The sequence below is a fragment of the Rhodanobacter aciditrophus genome, assembly GCF_050026795.1.
Lineage (GTDB): Bacteria > Pseudomonadota > Gammaproteobacteria > Xanthomonadales > Rhodanobacteraceae > Rhodanobacter_A.
Genome location: NZ_JALBWP010000009.1, coordinates 223,891 through 239,447 on the forward strand (window position 1 = coordinate 223,891; position 15,557 = coordinate 239,447).

General features: G+C 69.5%; 17 protein-coding genes. 10 read left to right on the top strand and 7 right to left on the bottom strand.

All coding sequences use genetic code 11. The annotated features are described in order from the left end of the window. Positions 1–117: 117 nt before the first annotated feature. A complete protein-coding gene (gene aroE, locus ACQGNW_RS04095) occupies positions 118–942 on the bottom strand; it encodes a shikimate dehydrogenase (protein WP_426662026.1) in 825 nt (274 codons plus the stop codon). A gap of 134 nt (positions 943–1,076) precedes the next feature. Here aroE and ACQGNW_RS04100 point away from each other — a divergent pair, with 134 nt between their 5' ends. After that, the gene (locus ACQGNW_RS04100; protein ID WP_426661840.1) at positions 1,077–1,313 is read left to right on the top strand and encodes a hypothetical protein; all 237 of its coding nucleotides are present in this window, start codon (positions 1,077–1,079) and stop codon (positions 1,311–1,313) included. 182 nt (positions 1,314–1,495) lie between these two features. Here the strand turns inward: ACQGNW_RS04100 and ACQGNW_RS04105 are convergent, their stop codons facing one another. Further along, positions 1,496–2,980: a RimK family protein gene (locus ACQGNW_RS04105; RefSeq protein ID WP_426661841.1), complete on the bottom strand. Its 1,485-nt coding sequence runs from the start codon at positions 2,978–2,980 to the stop codon at positions 1,496–1,498. Between the two features lie 247 nt (positions 2,981–3,227). Between ACQGNW_RS04105 and ACQGNW_RS04110 the strand changes: the two genes are divergently transcribed. Further along, on the top strand, positions 3,228–3,701 hold the full coding sequence (locus ACQGNW_RS04110; protein WP_426661842.1) for a GNAT family N-acetyltransferase: 474 nt from the start codon (positions 3,228–3,230) through the stop codon (positions 3,699–3,701). Positions 3,702–3,722: 21 nt separating this feature from the next. Here the strand turns inward: ACQGNW_RS04110 and ACQGNW_RS04115 are convergent, their stop codons facing one another. Next, on the bottom strand, positions 3,723–4,412 hold the full coding sequence (locus tag ACQGNW_RS04115) for a hypothetical protein (protein WP_426661843.1): 690 nt from the start codon (positions 4,410–4,412) through the stop codon (positions 3,723–3,725). A 101-nt stretch (positions 4,413–4,513) separates the two neighbouring features. Between ACQGNW_RS04115 and lptM the strand changes: the two genes are divergently transcribed. The 8 genes from lptM (at position 4,514) to rbsK (ending at position 11,250) form a co-directional block, all read left to right on the top strand. Then, positions 4,514–4,708: an LPS translocon maturation chaperone LptM gene (gene lptM, locus ACQGNW_RS04120; RefSeq protein WP_426661844.1), complete on the top strand. Its 195-nt coding sequence runs from the start codon at positions 4,514–4,516 to the stop codon at positions 4,706–4,708. Positions 4,709–4,716: 8 nt separating this feature from the next. After that, positions 4,717–5,547, top strand: coding sequence for a diaminopimelate epimerase (gene dapF, locus ACQGNW_RS04125; protein ID WP_426661845.1), 831 nt, complete (start codon positions 4,717–4,719; stop codon positions 5,545–5,547). A 55-nt stretch (positions 5,548–5,602) separates the two neighbouring features. Next, the gene (locus ACQGNW_RS04130; RefSeq protein WP_426661846.1) at positions 5,603–6,289 is read left to right on the top strand and encodes a DUF484 family protein; all 687 of its coding nucleotides are present in this window, start codon (positions 5,603–5,605) and stop codon (positions 6,287–6,289) included. 7 nt (positions 6,290–6,296) lie between these two features. After that, positions 6,297–7,184 carry a tyrosine recombinase XerC gene (locus ACQGNW_RS04135; RefSeq protein WP_426661847.1) on the top strand — a complete coding sequence of 296 codons (888 nt, stop codon included), beginning with the start codon at positions 6,297–6,299 and terminating at the stop codon, positions 7,182–7,184. Positions 7,185–7,461: 277 nt separating this feature from the next. Next, positions 7,462–7,998: an ATP-dependent protease subunit HslV gene (gene hslV, locus ACQGNW_RS04140; protein WP_426661848.1), complete on the top strand. Its 537-nt coding sequence runs from the start codon at positions 7,462–7,464 to the stop codon at positions 7,996–7,998. A 124-nt stretch (positions 7,999–8,122) separates the two neighbouring features. Continuing rightward, on the top strand, positions 8,123–9,463 hold the full coding sequence (hslU, locus tag ACQGNW_RS04145) for an ATP-dependent protease ATPase subunit HslU (protein WP_426661849.1): 1,341 nt from the start codon (positions 8,123–8,125) through the stop codon (positions 9,461–9,463). Between the two features lie 169 nt (positions 9,464–9,632). Further along, a complete protein-coding gene (locus ACQGNW_RS04150; RefSeq protein WP_426661850.1) occupies positions 9,633–10,247 on the top strand; it encodes a hypothetical protein in 615 nt (204 codons plus the stop codon). Between the two features lie 109 nt (positions 10,248–10,356). After that, the gene (gene rbsK / locus ACQGNW_RS04155) at positions 10,357–11,250 is read left to right on the top strand and encodes a ribokinase (protein WP_426661851.1); all 894 of its coding nucleotides are present in this window, start codon (positions 10,357–10,359) and stop codon (positions 11,248–11,250) included. A gap of 126 nt (positions 11,251–11,376) precedes the next feature. Here the strand turns inward: rbsK and ACQGNW_RS04160 are convergent, their stop codons facing one another. The 4 genes from ACQGNW_RS04160 to rnpA all read right to left on the bottom strand — a co-directional run bounded on the left by ACQGNW_RS04160 (position 11,377) and on the right by rnpA (position 15,548). Next, positions 11,377–11,766 (bottom strand): nuclear transport factor 2 family protein, encoded by a 390-nt coding sequence (locus tag ACQGNW_RS04160; RefSeq protein WP_426661852.1) that lies wholly within the window; start codon positions 11,764–11,766, stop codon positions 11,377–11,379. Between the two features lie 166 nt (positions 11,767–11,932). After that, positions 11,933–13,276, bottom strand: a complete 1,344-nt coding sequence (mnmE, locus tag ACQGNW_RS04165; protein ID WP_426661853.1) for a tRNA uridine-5-carboxymethylaminomethyl(34) synthesis GTPase MnmE — start codon at positions 13,274–13,276, stop codon at positions 11,933–11,935. 92 nt (positions 13,277–13,368) lie between these two features. Then, positions 13,369–15,078, bottom strand: a complete 1,710-nt coding sequence (yidC, locus tag ACQGNW_RS04170; RefSeq protein WP_426661854.1) for a membrane protein insertase YidC — start codon at positions 15,076–15,078, stop codon at positions 13,369–13,371. Between the two features lie 92 nt (positions 15,079–15,170). Continuing rightward, positions 15,171–15,548 (bottom strand): ribonuclease P protein component, encoded by a 378-nt coding sequence (gene rnpA / locus ACQGNW_RS04175; RefSeq protein ID WP_426661855.1) that lies wholly within the window; start codon positions 15,546–15,548, stop codon positions 15,171–15,173. Positions 15,549–15,557: the final 9 nt, after the last annotated feature.

Sequence of the window (15,557 nt, forward strand, 5' to 3'; positions counted from 1 at the left end):
GCGGCGGCATCGTGGGCAGGCCCGGGTCACCCCCTGCGCCGGGCATGCTGGCACGGGAGATTTTTAGACGGGGTCAAATGCCGGCGCGGAAAGGTGATGCGGTTGGCAGCGGCGCGCTCAGCCCGCCGCGCGCAGCGCCTGGTACACCGTCTCGGTGTCGGGACGGCGGCCGTGCCACAGCGCGAACGCATCGGCCGCGGTTTCCACCAGCATGCCGAGGCCGTCCCAGGCGTAGCGCGCGCCGGCCGCCTTCGCCCAGGCTAGGAAGCCGATCGCCGCGTTGCCATAGGCGAGGTCGTAGCAGAGCGCGCGCGCGCCCACCAGCGACGGCGGCAGCTGCAGGCCGCCACCGAGCACGCCGGCCGAGGTGGCGTTGATGATCAGGTCGTAGCTGCCGAGGGTGGCGAGATCGTCCCAGTAGCGGGTGTGCACGCGTGCCGGCTCGCCGATCGCGTCGGCCAGCGCGTCGGCGGTCTCCGGCGTGCGGTTGACGATGGTCAGCGTCTGCACGCCCGCCTCCAGCAGCGACCAGGCCACGCCACGGGCGGCGCCGCCCGCGCCCAGCATCAGCGCGTCGTGGCCGCGCAGGTCGGCGCGGTGGCGCTCGGTGAGGTCGCGCACCAGGCCATCGCCGTCGGTGTTGTGCGCGGCGAGCCGGCCGTCCGGCAGGCGGGTGAGCACGTTCGCGCTGCCGGCGCGCGTGGCCGCCGCGCTGCGCTCGTCCGCCAGCGCGAACGCGGCGCCCTTGTGCGGCAGGGTGACGTTGGCGCCGACGCCGCCCGCGGCGAAGAACGCACGCACCGCCGCGACGAACTCCGCCGGCGCGGCATCGATCGTGCGGTACTCCAGCGCGATGCCGAACTGCCGCGCGAACGCCTGGTGGATGCGCGGCGACAGCGAGTGCGCGATCGGGTGGCCGAACACGGCGAACTGGGCGGGCAGGCTCATGCGGTGCTCCTGGAAATGGACGGCCATTGTAGGGGGCGCGCGCCGCCCATCGCGCGGTCGCGTCGGCGGTCGCAGGTTCTGAGATGGCGGGCCGGCATGCTGCGTCCATCGCCCGCGAGGAAGCCGCCATGCGCACCACCGCCATCGACCACCGCCGCCACGACCGCCTGCTCGGCGTCGCCCTGCTATGGCTCGCCGCCGGCGCCGCGCTGCTCGCCACCACCCTGGTTCCCGCGCACACCGCGCTGCTGGGCTGGGCACCGCTGCTGTGGCTGCTGGCGGCGCCGCTGGCGCTGCTGCTGATCCTCGAGCCTGGCCTGCCGCGGCAACTGCTGGCGCTGCGGCACGGGCGGCGCAGGTACTGATTCCATCTGGCAGTGGAACGGCCGCAACGGGCAGGTCGCGGCTGGGGCCAGGGCGGCAGCAACCGTCCAGGCCCCCGGGGTAGTCGGGTACCGGGCCGGAGGCTGCGAACCCCGACGGCGTGAGGGAACACGCCTGGCGCCGGTCGCTGCAGGGAAGCGGCGGCCGGCGTGGCCCGCTTGGCTCAGTTGCCCATGCCCTGGCGCTTGCGCTCCATCCGGCGCAGGAATTCGCGCATCACGCGCAGGTACAGCTCGCTGCCGAGATGCTCGTCCTCGACACCGGCGTCGATCGAGGGGTTGTCGTTCACCTCGATCACCACCGGCTTGTCCCCCACTTGCTTGAGGTCCACGCCGTAGAAGCCGTTGCCGACCGCGCTGGTGGCCTTCAGCGCCAGCTTCACTACCTCGGGCGGTGCGCGGTCCACCGGCATCGTCTCGAACCCGCCCGACTTCGCATCACCCTTGGCCGCGTGGTTGTAGATCTGCCAGTGGCCGCGCGACATGTAGTACTTGCAGGCGTACAGCGGCTCGCGGTTGAGCACGCCGATGCGCCAGTCGAACCCGGTGTAGACGTATTCCTGCGCGAGCAGCAGCGCGCTGTGCTGGAACAGCTCGCCGCTGGCCTGGTCCAGCGCCGCCTCGCTCTCCACCTTGACCACGCCGCGCGAGAACGAGCCGTCGGGGATCTTCAGCACCAGCGGGTAGCCCAGCCGCGCGGCGACCTCCTTCATGCCCTTGCCGTCGTCGCGGTAGAGGATCTCGGTGCGCGGCACGGCGAGCTTGCGCGAGACCATCAGGTCGTTGAGGAAGATCTTGTTCGTGCAGCGCAGGATCGAGGCCGGGTCGTCGATCACCACCATGCCTTCCTTCTCCGCGCGGTGCGCGAAACGGTAGGTGTGGTTGTCCGAGGCGGTGGTCTCGCGGATGAACAGGCCGTCGTACTCAGCGAGGCGCTGGTAGTCGTTCTTGCCGATGGTGTCGACCTCGATGCCGAGCTCCTTGCCGGCGGCGACGAACTGCTTCAGCGCCTTCTTGTTCGACGGCGGCATCTGCTCGTTGGGGTCGACCAGCATCGCCAGGTCGTAGCGGTACAGCTTGCGCACACGCGGCTTGCGCCACAACTTGCGCGAGAAGCGGTCGAGCTCCTCGGCGAACGCATCCTCCTGCGCGTCGTCCAGCGTGTGCAGGCCCACCGGCTTGATCGAGCTGACCTGCCACACTCGGTCGCGCTCGAACTCGATGCGCAGCAGCGGACAGGGGAAGGATTCGAACACCTGCCGCGCCAGGTCCTGCAGCGCCGGGTAGGCGGTCTCGCCGAAGTAGACCAGGATGCCGAAGTCGGTGGTGTCGCGGCCGCCCGCAGGCAGGAAGTGGGTGAGCTTGGTGTTGAGATCCTCGATGTCCACGCCGTACAGCGAGCGCCGGCCCAGGTCGTTGATGGTGCGCACCGAGGGCATCACCTTGTGTCCGCGCGCTTCGGCCAGCAGCGACACGTAGTAGCCGGTGCCCAGGTACTTGTAGCTGCGGCACAGGTTGATGACGTGGGTGCGCTCGTCGTCGCTGCCCGCCGGCTCGCGCAGGTAGTCCATCGCGCTGACCACGTCCACGGACGGGTAGTAGGAACCCCAGTCGGAGGCTTTCTCGACCACGATGACCAGACGGGCCATGTCACTACTCAGGCTTGCGATTTGCGGGGACGCCCTGCGGGCAGGGCGGGGAGGCGAAGCAGGGCGGCAGTTTCGCACAGCGCAGGCGCGCCACGGGCCGTGGCACTGAACCTTTTCTGAGCGCCCGCGCCGCACCGCGATTGCCGCCCCACGGGTGGGGCACTACAGTCCGCCCGGTTTTCCGCCCGCCGGCATCCCCACGCACTGCCCGACTGGCCGCATCGTCCGATCCAGGGAATCCATTGCCATGCCACCGGCCAACGTGCGCGTCCGCTCCGCCGAACTCTCCGACCTCGACGACCTGGTGGCGCTGGAGCAGCACAGCTTCGACAGCGACCGGCTGAGCCGCGCGCAATTCCGCCGCCACCTCGACAGCGACAGCGCGAAGGTGCTGGTGGCCAGCACCGGCCCGCACCGCTTCCTCGGCACCGCGGTGCTGTTTTTCCGCAAACGCAGCGGCGTGGCGCGGCTGTATTCGATCGCCACCCGCCACGAGGCGCGCGGCCAGGGCGTGGGCAGCGCCCTGCTCGATGCCGCCGAACGGCTGGCACTGCGGCGCCGCTGCCGTGCGCTGCGGCTGGAAGTGCGTACCGACAATCCCGGCGCCGTGCGCCTGTACGAGCGGCTCGGCTACCGGCGCATCGGCCACGTCGTGGGGTACTACGAGGACGGCGCCGACGCCTGGCGCTACGAAAAGCGGCTGGCGGGCCAGGCGACCTGAGGCCCTGCGCGTCCGGTTCTTTTACCCGCCCAGCGGCGAACTGATACGCCGCTGCGTGGCGGCGTCCGGCCGCGCCACCAGCGCACCCGTGCGCGACAGGCTCACGCTGTAGTGGCCGCCATCGACCAGCGGCAGGAAGGCGCCGCTGCCGTAGACCGCGTCCACCATCGGCAGCGCGCGCGGGTACCGCCGGCGCAGGTCGAGCAGGTCGAAGCCGTCGGCGGGCCCGAAACCGATTACCGTGCGCGGCGCGCTCGCCTCCTGGACGGGGTCGTCGTAACGGCCGTCGACGCGGTCGAGCCGGTACAGCGGCGGCAGGCCGGCGAGCAGGGCGGGCAGCTTCCACTTCAGCACCACCGCCTCCACGCGCCAGTCATCGCCGGCCAGCTGCAGCTGCCGCGTGCTGCCGTCGGGCCAGGAGAGGGTGACGGCCCAGCGCTGCGGCGAGAGGATGTGCGCTTCGATGTCGACCACCGGAGCCTCCTCGCCCAGCAGGCGGTAGCCGCGCAGCGCCCAGCCGCCGATGCCGAATAGCATGGTCAATACCAGGCACGCCACGCAGAGCAGTGCGTGCCAGCCCGCGGCCAGCCGCGCACCGGCATCGAGGCGGCGACGCAGCATCACCAGCTGCAGCAGGCAGCACAGCAGCAGGATCGCCGCCAGCACCAGCAGCACGGTGGCGGGCAGGCGCAGCAGCTCGATCGGGTTCATCGGGGTTTCCGCGGGGAAGGCGCGCGCATGATAAGCCGCGCGGGCCGGATCGACGCGCTCGCTATACTGCAGCGTCCCACGTCACGCCCAGGTACCCGCCCATGCGCCGTCCGCTGCTGTTGCCGCTCTGCCTCGCCGCCACCGTGCTCGCCGGCTGCGGCAACAAGGGTCCGCTGTACCTGCCGGACAACCCCCATCCGCCGGTCCGGGTGCCGATGCAGCCCGCGCCGGCGGCGACCGCCTCGCAGGCGGCGCCGGCCGCCGCGGCGAGCAGCGCCATTCCCGCCACGCATTGAGCGCGCCGATGCTGCGTTTCTCCAAGATGCACGGCCTGGGCAACGACTTCGTCGTGCTCGACTGCCGCGGCACGCCGTTCGCGCTGGACACGGCGCGCATCCGCGCGCTGGCCGACCGCCGCACCGGCGTGGGCTTCGACCAGCTGCTCAGCGTGGAGCCGGCGCGCGATCCATCCTGCGCGTTCTACTACGGCATCTGGAACACCGACGGCTCGCCCTCGGGCCAGTGCGGCAACGGCGTGCGCTGCGTGGCGGCATGGCTGCATCGCGCGGGCGCGCTGGCGCTGGGCGAAGACGTGCGGCTGGAGAGCCCGTCCGGTCCGGTGACGGTGCGCCTGCTCGCCGCGCGCGAGATCACCGTGGACATGGGCGAACCGGTGTTCGCGCCGGCGCGGATCCCGTTCGCGGCACCGGCCGAAGCGGATCGCTACGCGATCGAGGTCGACGGCGCCACGCTGGAGATCGGCGCGGTGTCGATGGGCAATCCGCATGCAGTGGTGATGGCCGACACGCTGGCCGACGGCGCACCGGAACGGCTGGGCCCGGCACTCAGCACGCATCCGCGCTTCGCCGAGGGCGCGAATGCGGGTTTCCTGCGGCGTCTCGACCGGGGCCATCTCACGCTGCGCGTGCACGAGCGCGGCGCGGGCTGGACGCTGGCCTGCGGCACCGGCGCCTGCGCCGCGATGGCCGTGCTGCGCCGGCGTGGCGAGGTGGACGACAGCGTGCGCGTGGACCTGCCCGGCGGCGCCTTGCGCATCGACTGGCAAGGCCCCGGCCACACGCTGTGGATGACCGGCCCCGCCGCGTTCGTGTTCGAAGGCGAATGGCTGGATTGATCCCCGTGCCCGTCCATCGCACACTCCGGGCATGACCGGCCCGAGGAAAACGCGCATGAACGCCCCCCTGTCCGATGAGGCCACCGAGGCCGGCGCCGTCGCGGCCTACCTGCAGCGCCATCCTTCCTTCCTCAGCGAGTACCCCGAGCTGGCCGCCCAGCTCACCGTGCCGCGCGAGCAGGGCGCGGTGGCCTCGCTGGCCGCGTGGCAACTGCAGCAACTGCGCGAGAAGAACGCGGAGCTGGAACGGCGCCTCGCCGAACTCACCGCGATCGCCGCCGACAACGAGCGGCTGATGGAGCGCGTGCACGCGCTCACCGTGGCGCTGTTGCGCGCGAACACGCTGGAAGTGACCACGCGCACCGTGATGGCCCGGCTCAGCGAGGACTTCCACACCGAACAGGTGCGCCTGCTGCTGTTCGGCAACAACGCGGACCTGCCGCGTTCGGACTGGCTGCGCCAGGTGGGCGGCGGCGCCGCGGACCTGCCCGAGCTGGCCGAGCTGCTGCAGCGGCACGAGCCGGTCTCCGGTCGCCTGTCGGCCGACAAGCTGGCGCTGCTGTTCGGCGACGAGGCGCCCGCGATCCGCTCGGCCGCGCTGATGCCACTGGGCGATGCCGGCATCCTTGCGATCGGCAGCCATGACCCGGACCGCTTCCAGCCAGGCATGGGCACGCTGTTTCTGAAGATGATCGCCGCCACCGTCACCGCCGCACTGGCGCGGGCACACGACCTGTCGTGAGTTCCGCATGACGACGCCGGCGCAACAGGTGGAAACCTGGCTGGCGCGCCTCGCCGGCGAGCGGCAGGCCTCGCCGCACACCGTGGACGGCTACCGCCGCGATCTCGCCAAGCTCACCGGCTGGATGGAGACACAGGGCATCGGCGGATTCGCCACGCTGGAGCCGAACCGCATGCGCCAGTTCGTCGCCGCGCAGCACCGCGCGGGCCTGGCGCCGAAGAGCCTGCAGCGCCTGCTGTCGTCCTGCCGCAGCCTGTTCCGCCAGCTCAGCCGCGAAGGCGCGCTGGCGCACGACCCGCTGGCCGGCGTGCGCGGCCCCAAGGTGCATCGCAAGCTGCCCGTGGTGCTGGACGTGGACGAGGCCGCCAGCCTGGTGGAAGCGGGCGGTGACGGCGCGCTCGGCGTGCGCGACCGCGCGATGCTGGAGCTGTTCTATTCCTCCGGCTTGCGCCTGTCCGAACTGGTCGGGCTGCGCTGGAGCGATCTCGACCTCGACGGCGGCGAAGTGCGCGTGCTGGGCAAGGGCCGCAAGACGCGCATCGTGCCGGTGGGCCGCCACGCCGTGGCCGCGCTGCGCACGCTCGGCGAAGCCGAGGGCCGGACGCCGGAAACGCCCGTGTTCCGCGGCCGCGGCGATGCGGCCATCAGCCCGCGCACCGTACAGGCGCGGCTGCGAAAACTCGCGCTTGCGCACGGCTTCGCCAAGCACGTGCATCCGCACCTGCTGCGCCATACCTTCGCCAGCCACATGCTGGAATCCTCCGGCGACCTGCGCGCCGTGCAGGAACTGCTCGGCCACGCCGACATCGCCACCACCCAGATCTATACGCATCTGGATTTCCAGCATCTGGCGAGGGTGTACGACGCGGCGCACCCGCGGGCCAAGAAAAAGTAGACGCACTTCTCGCGTTTGCCCCTTCTCCCCTTTGGGGAGCGTGCGGGGAGACACCATGGATGGCGTCGGCGCTGAGTGCGAGGACGGTTGGGATGCGGGGCGGGCGCTTGTGGGGTACTTCATTGAAGCTCGCTTCGATGGCGGCTGTCGCCAGATTGGCCCCTCACCTCAATCCTCTCCCCGGCGGGGAGAGGAGGCGAAAGTGCCGGGCGGGTCTGCTCCGCATTGAAGGCACTGCCAGCCGGCCCCATGTCGTTCGCTCAACCTTGGAGCTCTCATGGAATCCTTCCACGCCACCACCATCGTCAGCGTGCGCCGCAACGGCAAGGTCGTGATCGGCGGCGACGGCCAGGTCACCTTCGGCAATACCGTGATGAAGGCGAACGCGCGCAAGATCCGCCGGCTGGGCAAGAACGCCGACGTGCTGGCGGGTTTCGCCGGCGCCACCGCCGACGCCTTCACCCTGTTCGAGCTGTTCGAGCAGAAGCTGGACAAGCACGGCGGCAACCTCACCCGCGCCGCAGTGGAGATGGCCAAGGAATGGCGCACCGACCGCCGCCTGGGCCGGCTGGAAGCGATGCTGGCGGTGGCCGACAAGGAGGCCTCGCTGCTGATCTCCGGCAACGGCGACGTGCTGGAACCCGAGCACGGCCTGATCGCGATCGGTTCCGGCGGCCCCTACGCGCAATCCGCCGCGCTGGCGCTGATGGAGAACAGCGACCTCGACGCGCGCACCATCGTGGCGAAGGCGCTGAAGATCGCCGGCGACATCTGCATCTACACCAACCACAACACCACGATCGAGGAGCTGTAGGCGCTCGCACAGCTTTTGCGATCGTCCCTGATCGCGAAGATCAAGCGGGCGGCATCCGTGGCCGCACTTCTCACCAAAAGCCGCATCCTGCCGTTGCAGCTTTTCCACACACTTGACGAAAGCCATGTCCGAACTGACCCCCCGCGAAATCGTCAACGAACTCGACCGCTACATCATCGGCCAGCACGACGCCAAGCGCGCCGTGGCGGTGGCGTTGCGCAGCCGCTGGCGGCGCATGCAGCTGGAGCCGGCGATGCGCAACGAGATCACGCCCAAGAACATCCTGATGATCGGCCCCACCGGCGTGGGCAAGACCGAGATCGCGCGCCGCCTCGCCACGCTGGCGAACGCGCCGTTCGTGAAGGTGGAGGCCACCAAGTTCACCGAGGTGGGCTACGTGGGCAAGGACGTGGAGTCCATCATCCGCGACCTCGCCGACGTGGCGTACAAGCTCACCCGCGAGCAGGCGATGAAGCGCGTGCGCAGCCAGGCCGAGGACCGCGCCGAGGACCGCCTCCTCGACGCCCTGCTGCCGCGCCGCCAGGCGCCCGCCGACTGGAGCCACGACGCGCCGGCCGCGCCCGCGGCCGACAGCGAGACCCGCCAGAAGCTGCGCAAGCAGCTGCGCGAGGGCGCGCTGGACGAACGCGAGATCGAGCTGGATTTCGCCATGAACGTGGGCGTGGAGATCATGTCGCCGCCCGGCATGGAGGAGATGGGCGCGCAGCTGCGCCAGATGTTCCAGAACCTGGGTGGCACCAAGACCCAGCACCGCAAGCTGGCGATCAAGCTGGCGCGCCCGCTGCTGGTCGAGGAGGAGGCCGCCAAGCTGCTCAACGACGAGGAGATCCGTGCGCAGGCGGTGGAGGCCGCCGAGCAGAACGGCATCGTCTTCCTCGACGAGATCGACAAGATCGCCCAGCGCTCCGAATGGGGCGGCGCCGGTGTCAGCCGCGAGGGCGTGCAGCGCGACCTGCTGCCGCTGGTGGAGGGTTCCACGGTGTCCACCAAGTACGGCCCGCTGAAGACCGACCACATGCTGTTCATCGCCTCCGGCGCGTTCTCGCTGGCGAAACCGTCGGACCTGATTCCGGAGCTGCAGGGCCGCCTGCCGATCCGCGTCGAACTGAGTGCGCTGTCGGTGGACGACTTCAAGCGCATCCTGCGCGAACCGCACAATGCGCTGACCAAGCAGTACGTGGCCCTGCTCGGCACCGAAGGCGTACGCCTGGAGTTCACCGACTCCGGCGTCGACCGGCTGGCCGAGGTGGCCTACCAGGTGAACGAGCGCACCGAGAACATCGGCGCTCGCCGCCTGCACACGGTGATGGAGCGGCTGCTGGAGCGGATCTCGTATGAGGCAGCAGACAAGTCCGGCGAAAAATATCTTATCGACGCCGAACAGGTAGACAAAAATCTGGGCAATCTGGTCCGCAACGAAGACCTGAGCCGCTACATCCTGTAAGCGCAGAAAACCCGGGGACGGCCAGCCGCGATGCCATAGGCTGTCGACAGCCGTCCTCGAAGTGCATATATCGCCGCTTTTGTCGCATATTAAGTGCATGTTCGACGAAATTATGCCGGAACATCCTCTGAACAAGCCGGGGAGGCCGCTCTGTTAAAATAGGTCCGCTATGGCAAAGATTCTCGAGTTCAAGACCAACGGCCTGCGCGCCCAGTTGCGCGAGGCCCAGCAGCAGCAGACGATGGTGCGGCTGTGGCGCGGCGAGCTGGAACACGGCAGCTTCTGCGGTTACGTGGGCGGCGTGGGCCGCGAGTTCGTCCTGCTGTGGGTGATCGGCGACGGCCTCACCGACGATGGCATCTACGTGATGCGGCACCGCGACATCACCGAACTCGAGTCGCCGGAGCGCCACCATGCCTTCATGGCCAGGGCGCTGGAACTCAAGGGCATCGCCCCGCGCCTGCCGCGCGGCTTCCCGCTGGACTCGATCCGTGACGCCGTGCAGGCCGCCGGCGCGATGTCGCCGGTGATCGGCGTGCACGTGGACACCGAGGAAGAGGAGGAGGTCTGCTACATCGGCCACCTCGTGCGCGTCGACGACGACGGCTTCTACCTGCAGGAACTCAGCCCCGACGCGGAATGGATGCGCCAGGCCTCGTTCTTCGCCTGGGACGAGGTCTCCACGCTCAGCATCGGTGACGGCTACGCCCAGGCGCTGCTCGCCGTGGCCGGCCCCGCACCCGCGCTGGAGCCCGGTGACGCCGGCATCGGCCACATGCACTGAGCCTGCGCCGCCTCGCGTCGCCGACCACGCCCGCCGGAGATCCGGCGGGCGTTTCGTTTCCGGGAGCGGCAACATTTACTCTGCACGCAATCACGCACCGGAAGACCGCATGCCCCGCATCGTCGTCGTTGGCAGCATCAACATGGACCTGGTCACGCTCGCGCCGCGCTTTCCCGGCCCTGGCGAGACCCTGCTCGGCAACCGCTTCTTCACCACGCCAGGCGGCAAGGGTGCGAACCAGGCGGTCGCCGCCGCACGGCTGGGCGCCGAGGTGGCGATGGTCGGCGCACTGGGTCGCGACGCGTTCGGCGACCAACTGCACGCGGGGCTGGCGCAGGAAGGTATCGACCTCGCCCACGTGATCCGGCTTGACGATGTGGGCAGCGGCAGTGCCTCCATCACGGTGGCCGAGGGCGACAACGAGATCATCGTGGTGCCCGCGGCCAATGCGCGTGTCACGCCTGCCCAGGTCGAAGCCGCTGACGCGGCCATTGCCCGCGCCGATGTGGTGCTGGTCCAGCTGGAAATTCCGCTCGATACCGTAGAGGCCACCTTGCGCCTCGGCCACAGGCTTGAGGTTCCCGTCATCCTCAACCCGGCCCCTGCGCAAAAGCTGCCAGGCGATTGGCTGAAGCTGGTCAGCTACATCACGCCCAACCAGCACGAGCTGGCCGCCGTGCTCGACCAGGATGTGCGCACGGACTTCCGCGAGCTGATGCGTCGCGCACCATGCCCCGTGGTGCTTACCCGAGGCGGCGAAGGCGCGTGGTACCGCGACCCCGCATATCCCGAGCCCGTGCACCAACCCGGATTCGCCGTCGACGCCGTCGACACCACCGGTGCCGGCGACACCTTCAACGGTGCGCTTGCCGTGTTCCTGCACGAAGGCTTGCCACAAGCCGTGCGCAAGGCCTGCGCCGCCGCTGCGCTGTCGGTGACCAAACTTGGAGCGCAGGGCGGCATGCCCACGGCAGGCGAGCTGGAAATGCTGCTTGCCCGATAAACGTATCGACCGCTTGCCGATGCAGGGAGGGGAAAGTGGCGCTGTTCAATCTCCCGCGGAAGACACGGGATCTGGCAAGCCTCTTCGCATGCTTGCAATCGAACCGCCGCCTGGCGCCATTGATATCTAGTGATGGGCGCCCAGGGCGTTGCGCAGCAGCGTGGCCGCGCGGGACGCACTGTCGAACACCATGTACGTCGAACTCACCCGGCCGGCGCGCACGGTATGCCACTCGCTCATCGCCATGGTGGCGCTGCCCTCGGTTGTGCGGACGTCGATCTCGTAGACGGTGCAGACGTCGTTGCCCTGCGTCCATTGGCGCAGGATGCGGAAGGCGTGGATGAAACGGGTCTTCCGCTCCGCCCCGGCGAAATAGGCCGCCTTGCTGCCCTCGCCTTGGTGCATCGGTGCCCGGAAGCAGAAATCGTCGCTCACCATGCCGGACGCCTTCTCGACGTCGCCAGACATGAAAGCCTGCAGGAACGCAGTGACGAGTTCGGAAGGCGTTGCTGACATGGCTCGGCTCGCCAGGGGTATGGGTCTCCAGCCTAAGCCGTGGACCCGGATCGAGAGTCAACCGCGGAGAACGATCGCCATGGCCAGGCGCGCGCTGGCAGAGCGCTGCGAACCGCGGTTGAGGCCCTTTGCCGAGACCTTGCCCCGGAAGAACCCGGACAGCCCATCACTTGCCGATGCAGAACGAGCCGAAGATCGCGCCGAGCAGGTCATCGCTGCTGTAAGCACCGGTGATTTCGCCCAGCGCGTGTTGGGCCTGGCGCAGTTCCTCGGCGGCAAGCTCGCCCGCACGGCTGATGACGAGTGCGTTGGCGGCATGATCCAGGCGTTCACGCACTTCCTGCAGCGCAAGCACATGGCGGCGGCGCGCACTGAAGTTGCCCTCGCCACTGCCGGCGCCGGCGAGTTCCTTGAGGCATTCGCGCAGGGCGTCGAGGCCTTCGCCGGTTTTCGCCGACGCCCACAGCCAGCGGACGCCGTCGCGGGTCTCGGCGTGCGGCACGACGTGAGCGAGGTCGATCTTGTTGATGAGCACCACGCGTTCGGCGCCCGCGGGCAGCGCATCGAACAGGGCGAGGTCGGCGGCGGCGTGTTCCACGTCGGTGACCAGCAGGGCGGCGTCGGCACGCTGCAGTTCGCCATGGGCGCGGCGCACGCCCTCGCGTTCGATTTCGTCGGCGGTGTCGCGCAGCCCGGCGGTGTCGGCAAGTTCCAGCGCCATGCCGTCGAGCGCCACGCTCTCGCGCAACACGTCGCGGGTGGTGCCGGCGACGGCGGTGACAATGGCACGCTCGCTGCCGGCCAGCGCGTTGAGCAGGCTGGACTTGCCGGCGTTGGGACGGCCCACGATGGCCACGCGCAGGCCGTCGTTGAGGCGCAGGCCGCGCTGCGCTTCACGCAGCAGCGAGGCGAGTTCCGCGCGCAGGTTCTCGAGCTGTTGCGCGATCGCAGGATCGGCGAGGAAGTCGATTTCTTCCTCGGGGAAGTCGATGGCGGCCTCGACGTGCACGCGCAGCGCGATCAGTTTTTGCAGCAGGGTTTCGACGCGCTGCGAGAACACGCCTTCCATCGAGCGCAGCGCCGCGCGTGCGCCGGCCTGCGAGCGGGCAGCGATCAGGTCGGCCACGGCCTCGGCCTGGGCGAGGTCGAGCTTGCCGTTGAGGAAGGCGCGCTCGGTGAACTCCCCGGGACGCGCGAGGCGCGCGCCGAGCTCGCAGACGCGGCGCAGCAGTGTGTCGAGCAGCACCGCGTTGCCGTGGCCCTGCAGTTCCAGCACGTGCTCGCCGGTGTAGGAAGCCGGTGCGGGGAAGTGCAGCAGCAGGCCGTGGTCGATCACCTCACCCTGCGCGTCGCGAAAGCTGGCGAAGTACGCATGGCGCGGCTGCGGCGTCCGGCCCAGCATGACCTGCGCGATCGCCGGCGCCCGCGGCCCCGACACGCGCAGCACGCCCACCCCGGCAGCGCCCGGTGCGCTGGCGATGGCGGCGATGGTGTCGACGGGCTGATTCATGTCGGGGAGCGTAAACGAAGACGGCCGCGCCGGTTGCCGGGCGCGGCCATCTGGTGGTTTCCGCGATCAGGGAGGATCGCCAGGACCAGCCATCAGGCGGCCTTGGCCACCGCTTCCTCGCGGTCCATGTGGTGGGTGATCCACCACTGCTGGCCCAGGCCCACCAGACCATTCACCGCGTAGTACAGGCACAGGCCCGCGGGGAAGAAGGCGAACATGACAGTGAACAGCAGCGGCATCACCTTCATCATCTTCGCCTGCGCCGGGTCCATGCCCGCCGCGGCCGGGTTCAGCCACTGCGTGCCCAGCATCACCAGCGCGTAGATCACCGGCAGGATGTAGTACGGATCGGGTGCACTGAGGTCCGGCATCCACAGGAAGGGCGCGTGGCGCAGTTCCAGCGAGTACTCCAGCACGTAGAACAGGCCGTAGAACACCGGCAGGGTGATCAGCACCGGGAAGCAGCCCGCCATCGGGTTGACCTTCTCCTTCTTGTACAGCTCCATCTGCGCCTGCTGCAGCTTCACCTTGTCGTCGCCGTAGCGCTCCTTGAGCGCCTGCACGCGGGGCATCAGCTTGCGCATCTTGGCGCTGGAGCGGTACTGGATGGCGGTGAGCTTCCAGGTGACGCCCTTGATCGCGAGCACCAGGAGGATGATCGCCAAGCCCCAGTTCTTCACGATGGCGTGGAAGAACGACAGGATGCCGTGCATCGGCACCGCGATCGCCTTGAACATGCCGTAGTCGATGGTGAGATCCAGCCCCGGCGCCACCGCGTCGAGCTTGCCCTGCAGGTTCGGTCCGACGTACAGGCGCGCCGTGGCGTCCACGCTCTGCCCCGGCGCCACGCTGAGCGTGGGGCCGATCGCGCGGATCAGGTAGCGCGGATGCCCGCTGCCCGGGTTCACCGTGTCGGTGGCGTAGTGCGCGGTCTCGCCCGCCGGCGGGATCCACGCGGCGAAGAAGTACAGCCTGAGCATCGCCGCCCAGCCGCCCTTGATGCTGGCGTCGAGCTTGTCCTTGGGCTCGGCGAAATCCTTGAACGGCAGCTTCTCGAATTTCTCGCCGGTGTACCACGCCGCGCCCTGGAAGCTGCGCGACTCGGGATTGGAGATGTTCTTCAGCCAGTTGCCGCTGTGCGGCGGCTCGGTGCGCAGCAGTTGGGTATAGGCATTGCCCTGCCACGGCACGCTGCTGCCGTTGGCGATCTTCTGGTCCAGCGCGACGACGTAGCTGCCGCGGGTGAAGCGGTAGGTCTTGGTGACCTTGAGGCCCTTGGCATCCTGCCAGGTCAGCGGCACGTCCAGTTCGTTCTGGCCGGGCGCCAGCGTGTAGTCGGCCTGCGTGGCCTGGAACAGGGCGAGGTGGTTGGGCTGGTCCGCTGCAGCCGGGTCGCTGCTGCTGACCAGGCCGTTCTGCGCCACGAAGTAGTGCGTATCGGTGTTGTCGAACAGGGTCACCGGTGCGGGGTTCGGATCCTTGTGCGTGCGCGGCGCCACCGGATAGTCGAGCAGTTGCGCCTTGACGAGGCTGCCACCGCGGGTGTCGATGGTCAGGCGCAGCACGTCGGTGGTGACGGTCACCAGCGACGACGCGGCGTTGCCGGCCGGGCCGCTGGCGTCGCTGATCGCCGGAGTGCCGCCCGGAGTGCTCGGCACGCCTGGAACGCTGGCCGCGTTCGCGACACTGCCGCTGGCGACAGGCGCCGGTGGCGGCGTCATGTAGTCCTTCTCCCAGGCCATGAACAGGAAGTAGGCCACGGCGAGCAGGGCGAACAGGAGGAAGTTGCGTGTTTGGTTCATCGGGTCACGGATCCGGACGACGCCACGCGGCACGCGGCCACTGGGGAAAAGGAAAGGTCAACACGCGATTGTGGCGGCGGCGTCCATCGGCATCAATGGTGCGGGATGCCTGGGGTGGCCGGCCGCATCGCCGCGAGGCGTCGCCACAGCGCGTCGGCCTCGGCCAGGAGTTCCGTGCCGGGCAGGCCGGCCGCCTGCTCGCGCGCCATCACCACCACGTCCACCGGCGGCAATTGGCCGCGGACGCGCCGGAACGACTCGCGCAGCAGGCGCTTCAGCCGGTTGCGCTCTACCGCGCGCTTGGAGACCCGCTTGGAGATCGCCAGGCCAAGCCGCGCATGCGTCAGTCCGTTGGGACGGTAGCGCAAATGAAAACAGCGGCCGCCGAGGCGGCCGCTGCTCGTGCGCAACGCGGCGAAGTCGCCGGCCAGACGCAGCCGCAGCTCGCGCGGCAGTCCGGCAGGGTGCATGACGGAGCC

Bases quoted from the DNA above. Each gene is read 5' to 3' on its own strand.
- lptM (WP_426661844.1), top strand. From the start codon at position 4,514: ATGCGCCGTCCGCTGCTGTTGCCGCTCTGCCTCGCCGCCACCGTGCTC.
- ACQGNW_RS04160 (WP_426661852.1), bottom strand. From the start codon at position 11,766: ATGTCAGCAACGCCTTCCGAACTCGTCACTGCGTTCCTGCAGGCTTTC.
- ACQGNW_RS04150 (WP_426661850.1), top strand. From the start codon at position 9,633: ATGGCAAAGATTCTCGAGTTCAAGACCAACGGCCTGCGCGCCCAGTTG.
- rbsK (WP_426661851.1), top strand. From the start codon at position 10,357: ATGCCCCGCATCGTCGTCGTTGGCAGCATCAACATGGACCTGGTCACG.
- hslU (WP_426661849.1), top strand. From the start codon at position 8,123: ATGTCCGAACTGACCCCCCGCGAAATCGTCAACGAACTCGACCGCTAC.
- ACQGNW_RS04115 (WP_426661843.1), bottom strand. From the start codon at position 4,412: ATGAACCCGATCGAGCTGCTGCGCCTGCCCGCCACCGTGCTGCTGGTG.
- rnpA (WP_426661855.1), bottom strand. From the start codon at position 15,548: ATGCACCCTGCCGGACTGCCGCGCGAGCTGCGGCTGCGTCTGGCCGGC.
- ACQGNW_RS04110 (WP_426661842.1), top strand. From the start codon at position 3,228: ATGCCACCGGCCAACGTGCGCGTCCGCTCCGCCGAACTCTCCGACCTC.
- ACQGNW_RS04100 (WP_426661840.1), top strand. From the start codon at position 1,077: ATGCGCACCACCGCCATCGACCACCGCCGCCACGACCGCCTGCTCGGC.
- yidC (WP_426661854.1), bottom strand. From the start codon at position 15,078: ATGAACCAAACACGCAACTTCCTCCTGTTCGCCCTGCTCGCCGTGGCC.
- hslV (WP_426661848.1), top strand. From the start codon at position 7,462: ATGGAATCCTTCCACGCCACCACCATCGTCAGCGTGCGCCGCAACGGC.
- ACQGNW_RS04135 (WP_426661847.1), top strand. From the start codon at position 6,297: ATGACGACGCCGGCGCAACAGGTGGAAACCTGGCTGGCGCGCCTCGCC.
- dapF (WP_426661845.1), top strand. From the start codon at position 4,717: ATGCTGCGTTTCTCCAAGATGCACGGCCTGGGCAACGACTTCGTCGTG.
- ACQGNW_RS04105 (WP_426661841.1), bottom strand. From the start codon at position 2,980: ATGGCCCGTCTGGTCATCGTGGTCGAGAAAGCCTCCGACTGGGGTTCC.
- mnmE (WP_426661853.1), bottom strand. From the start codon at position 13,276: ATGAATCAGCCCGTCGACACCATCGCCGCCATCGCCAGCGCACCGGGC.
- ACQGNW_RS04130 (WP_426661846.1), top strand. From the start codon at position 5,603: ATGAACGCCCCCCTGTCCGATGAGGCCACCGAGGCCGGCGCCGTCGCG.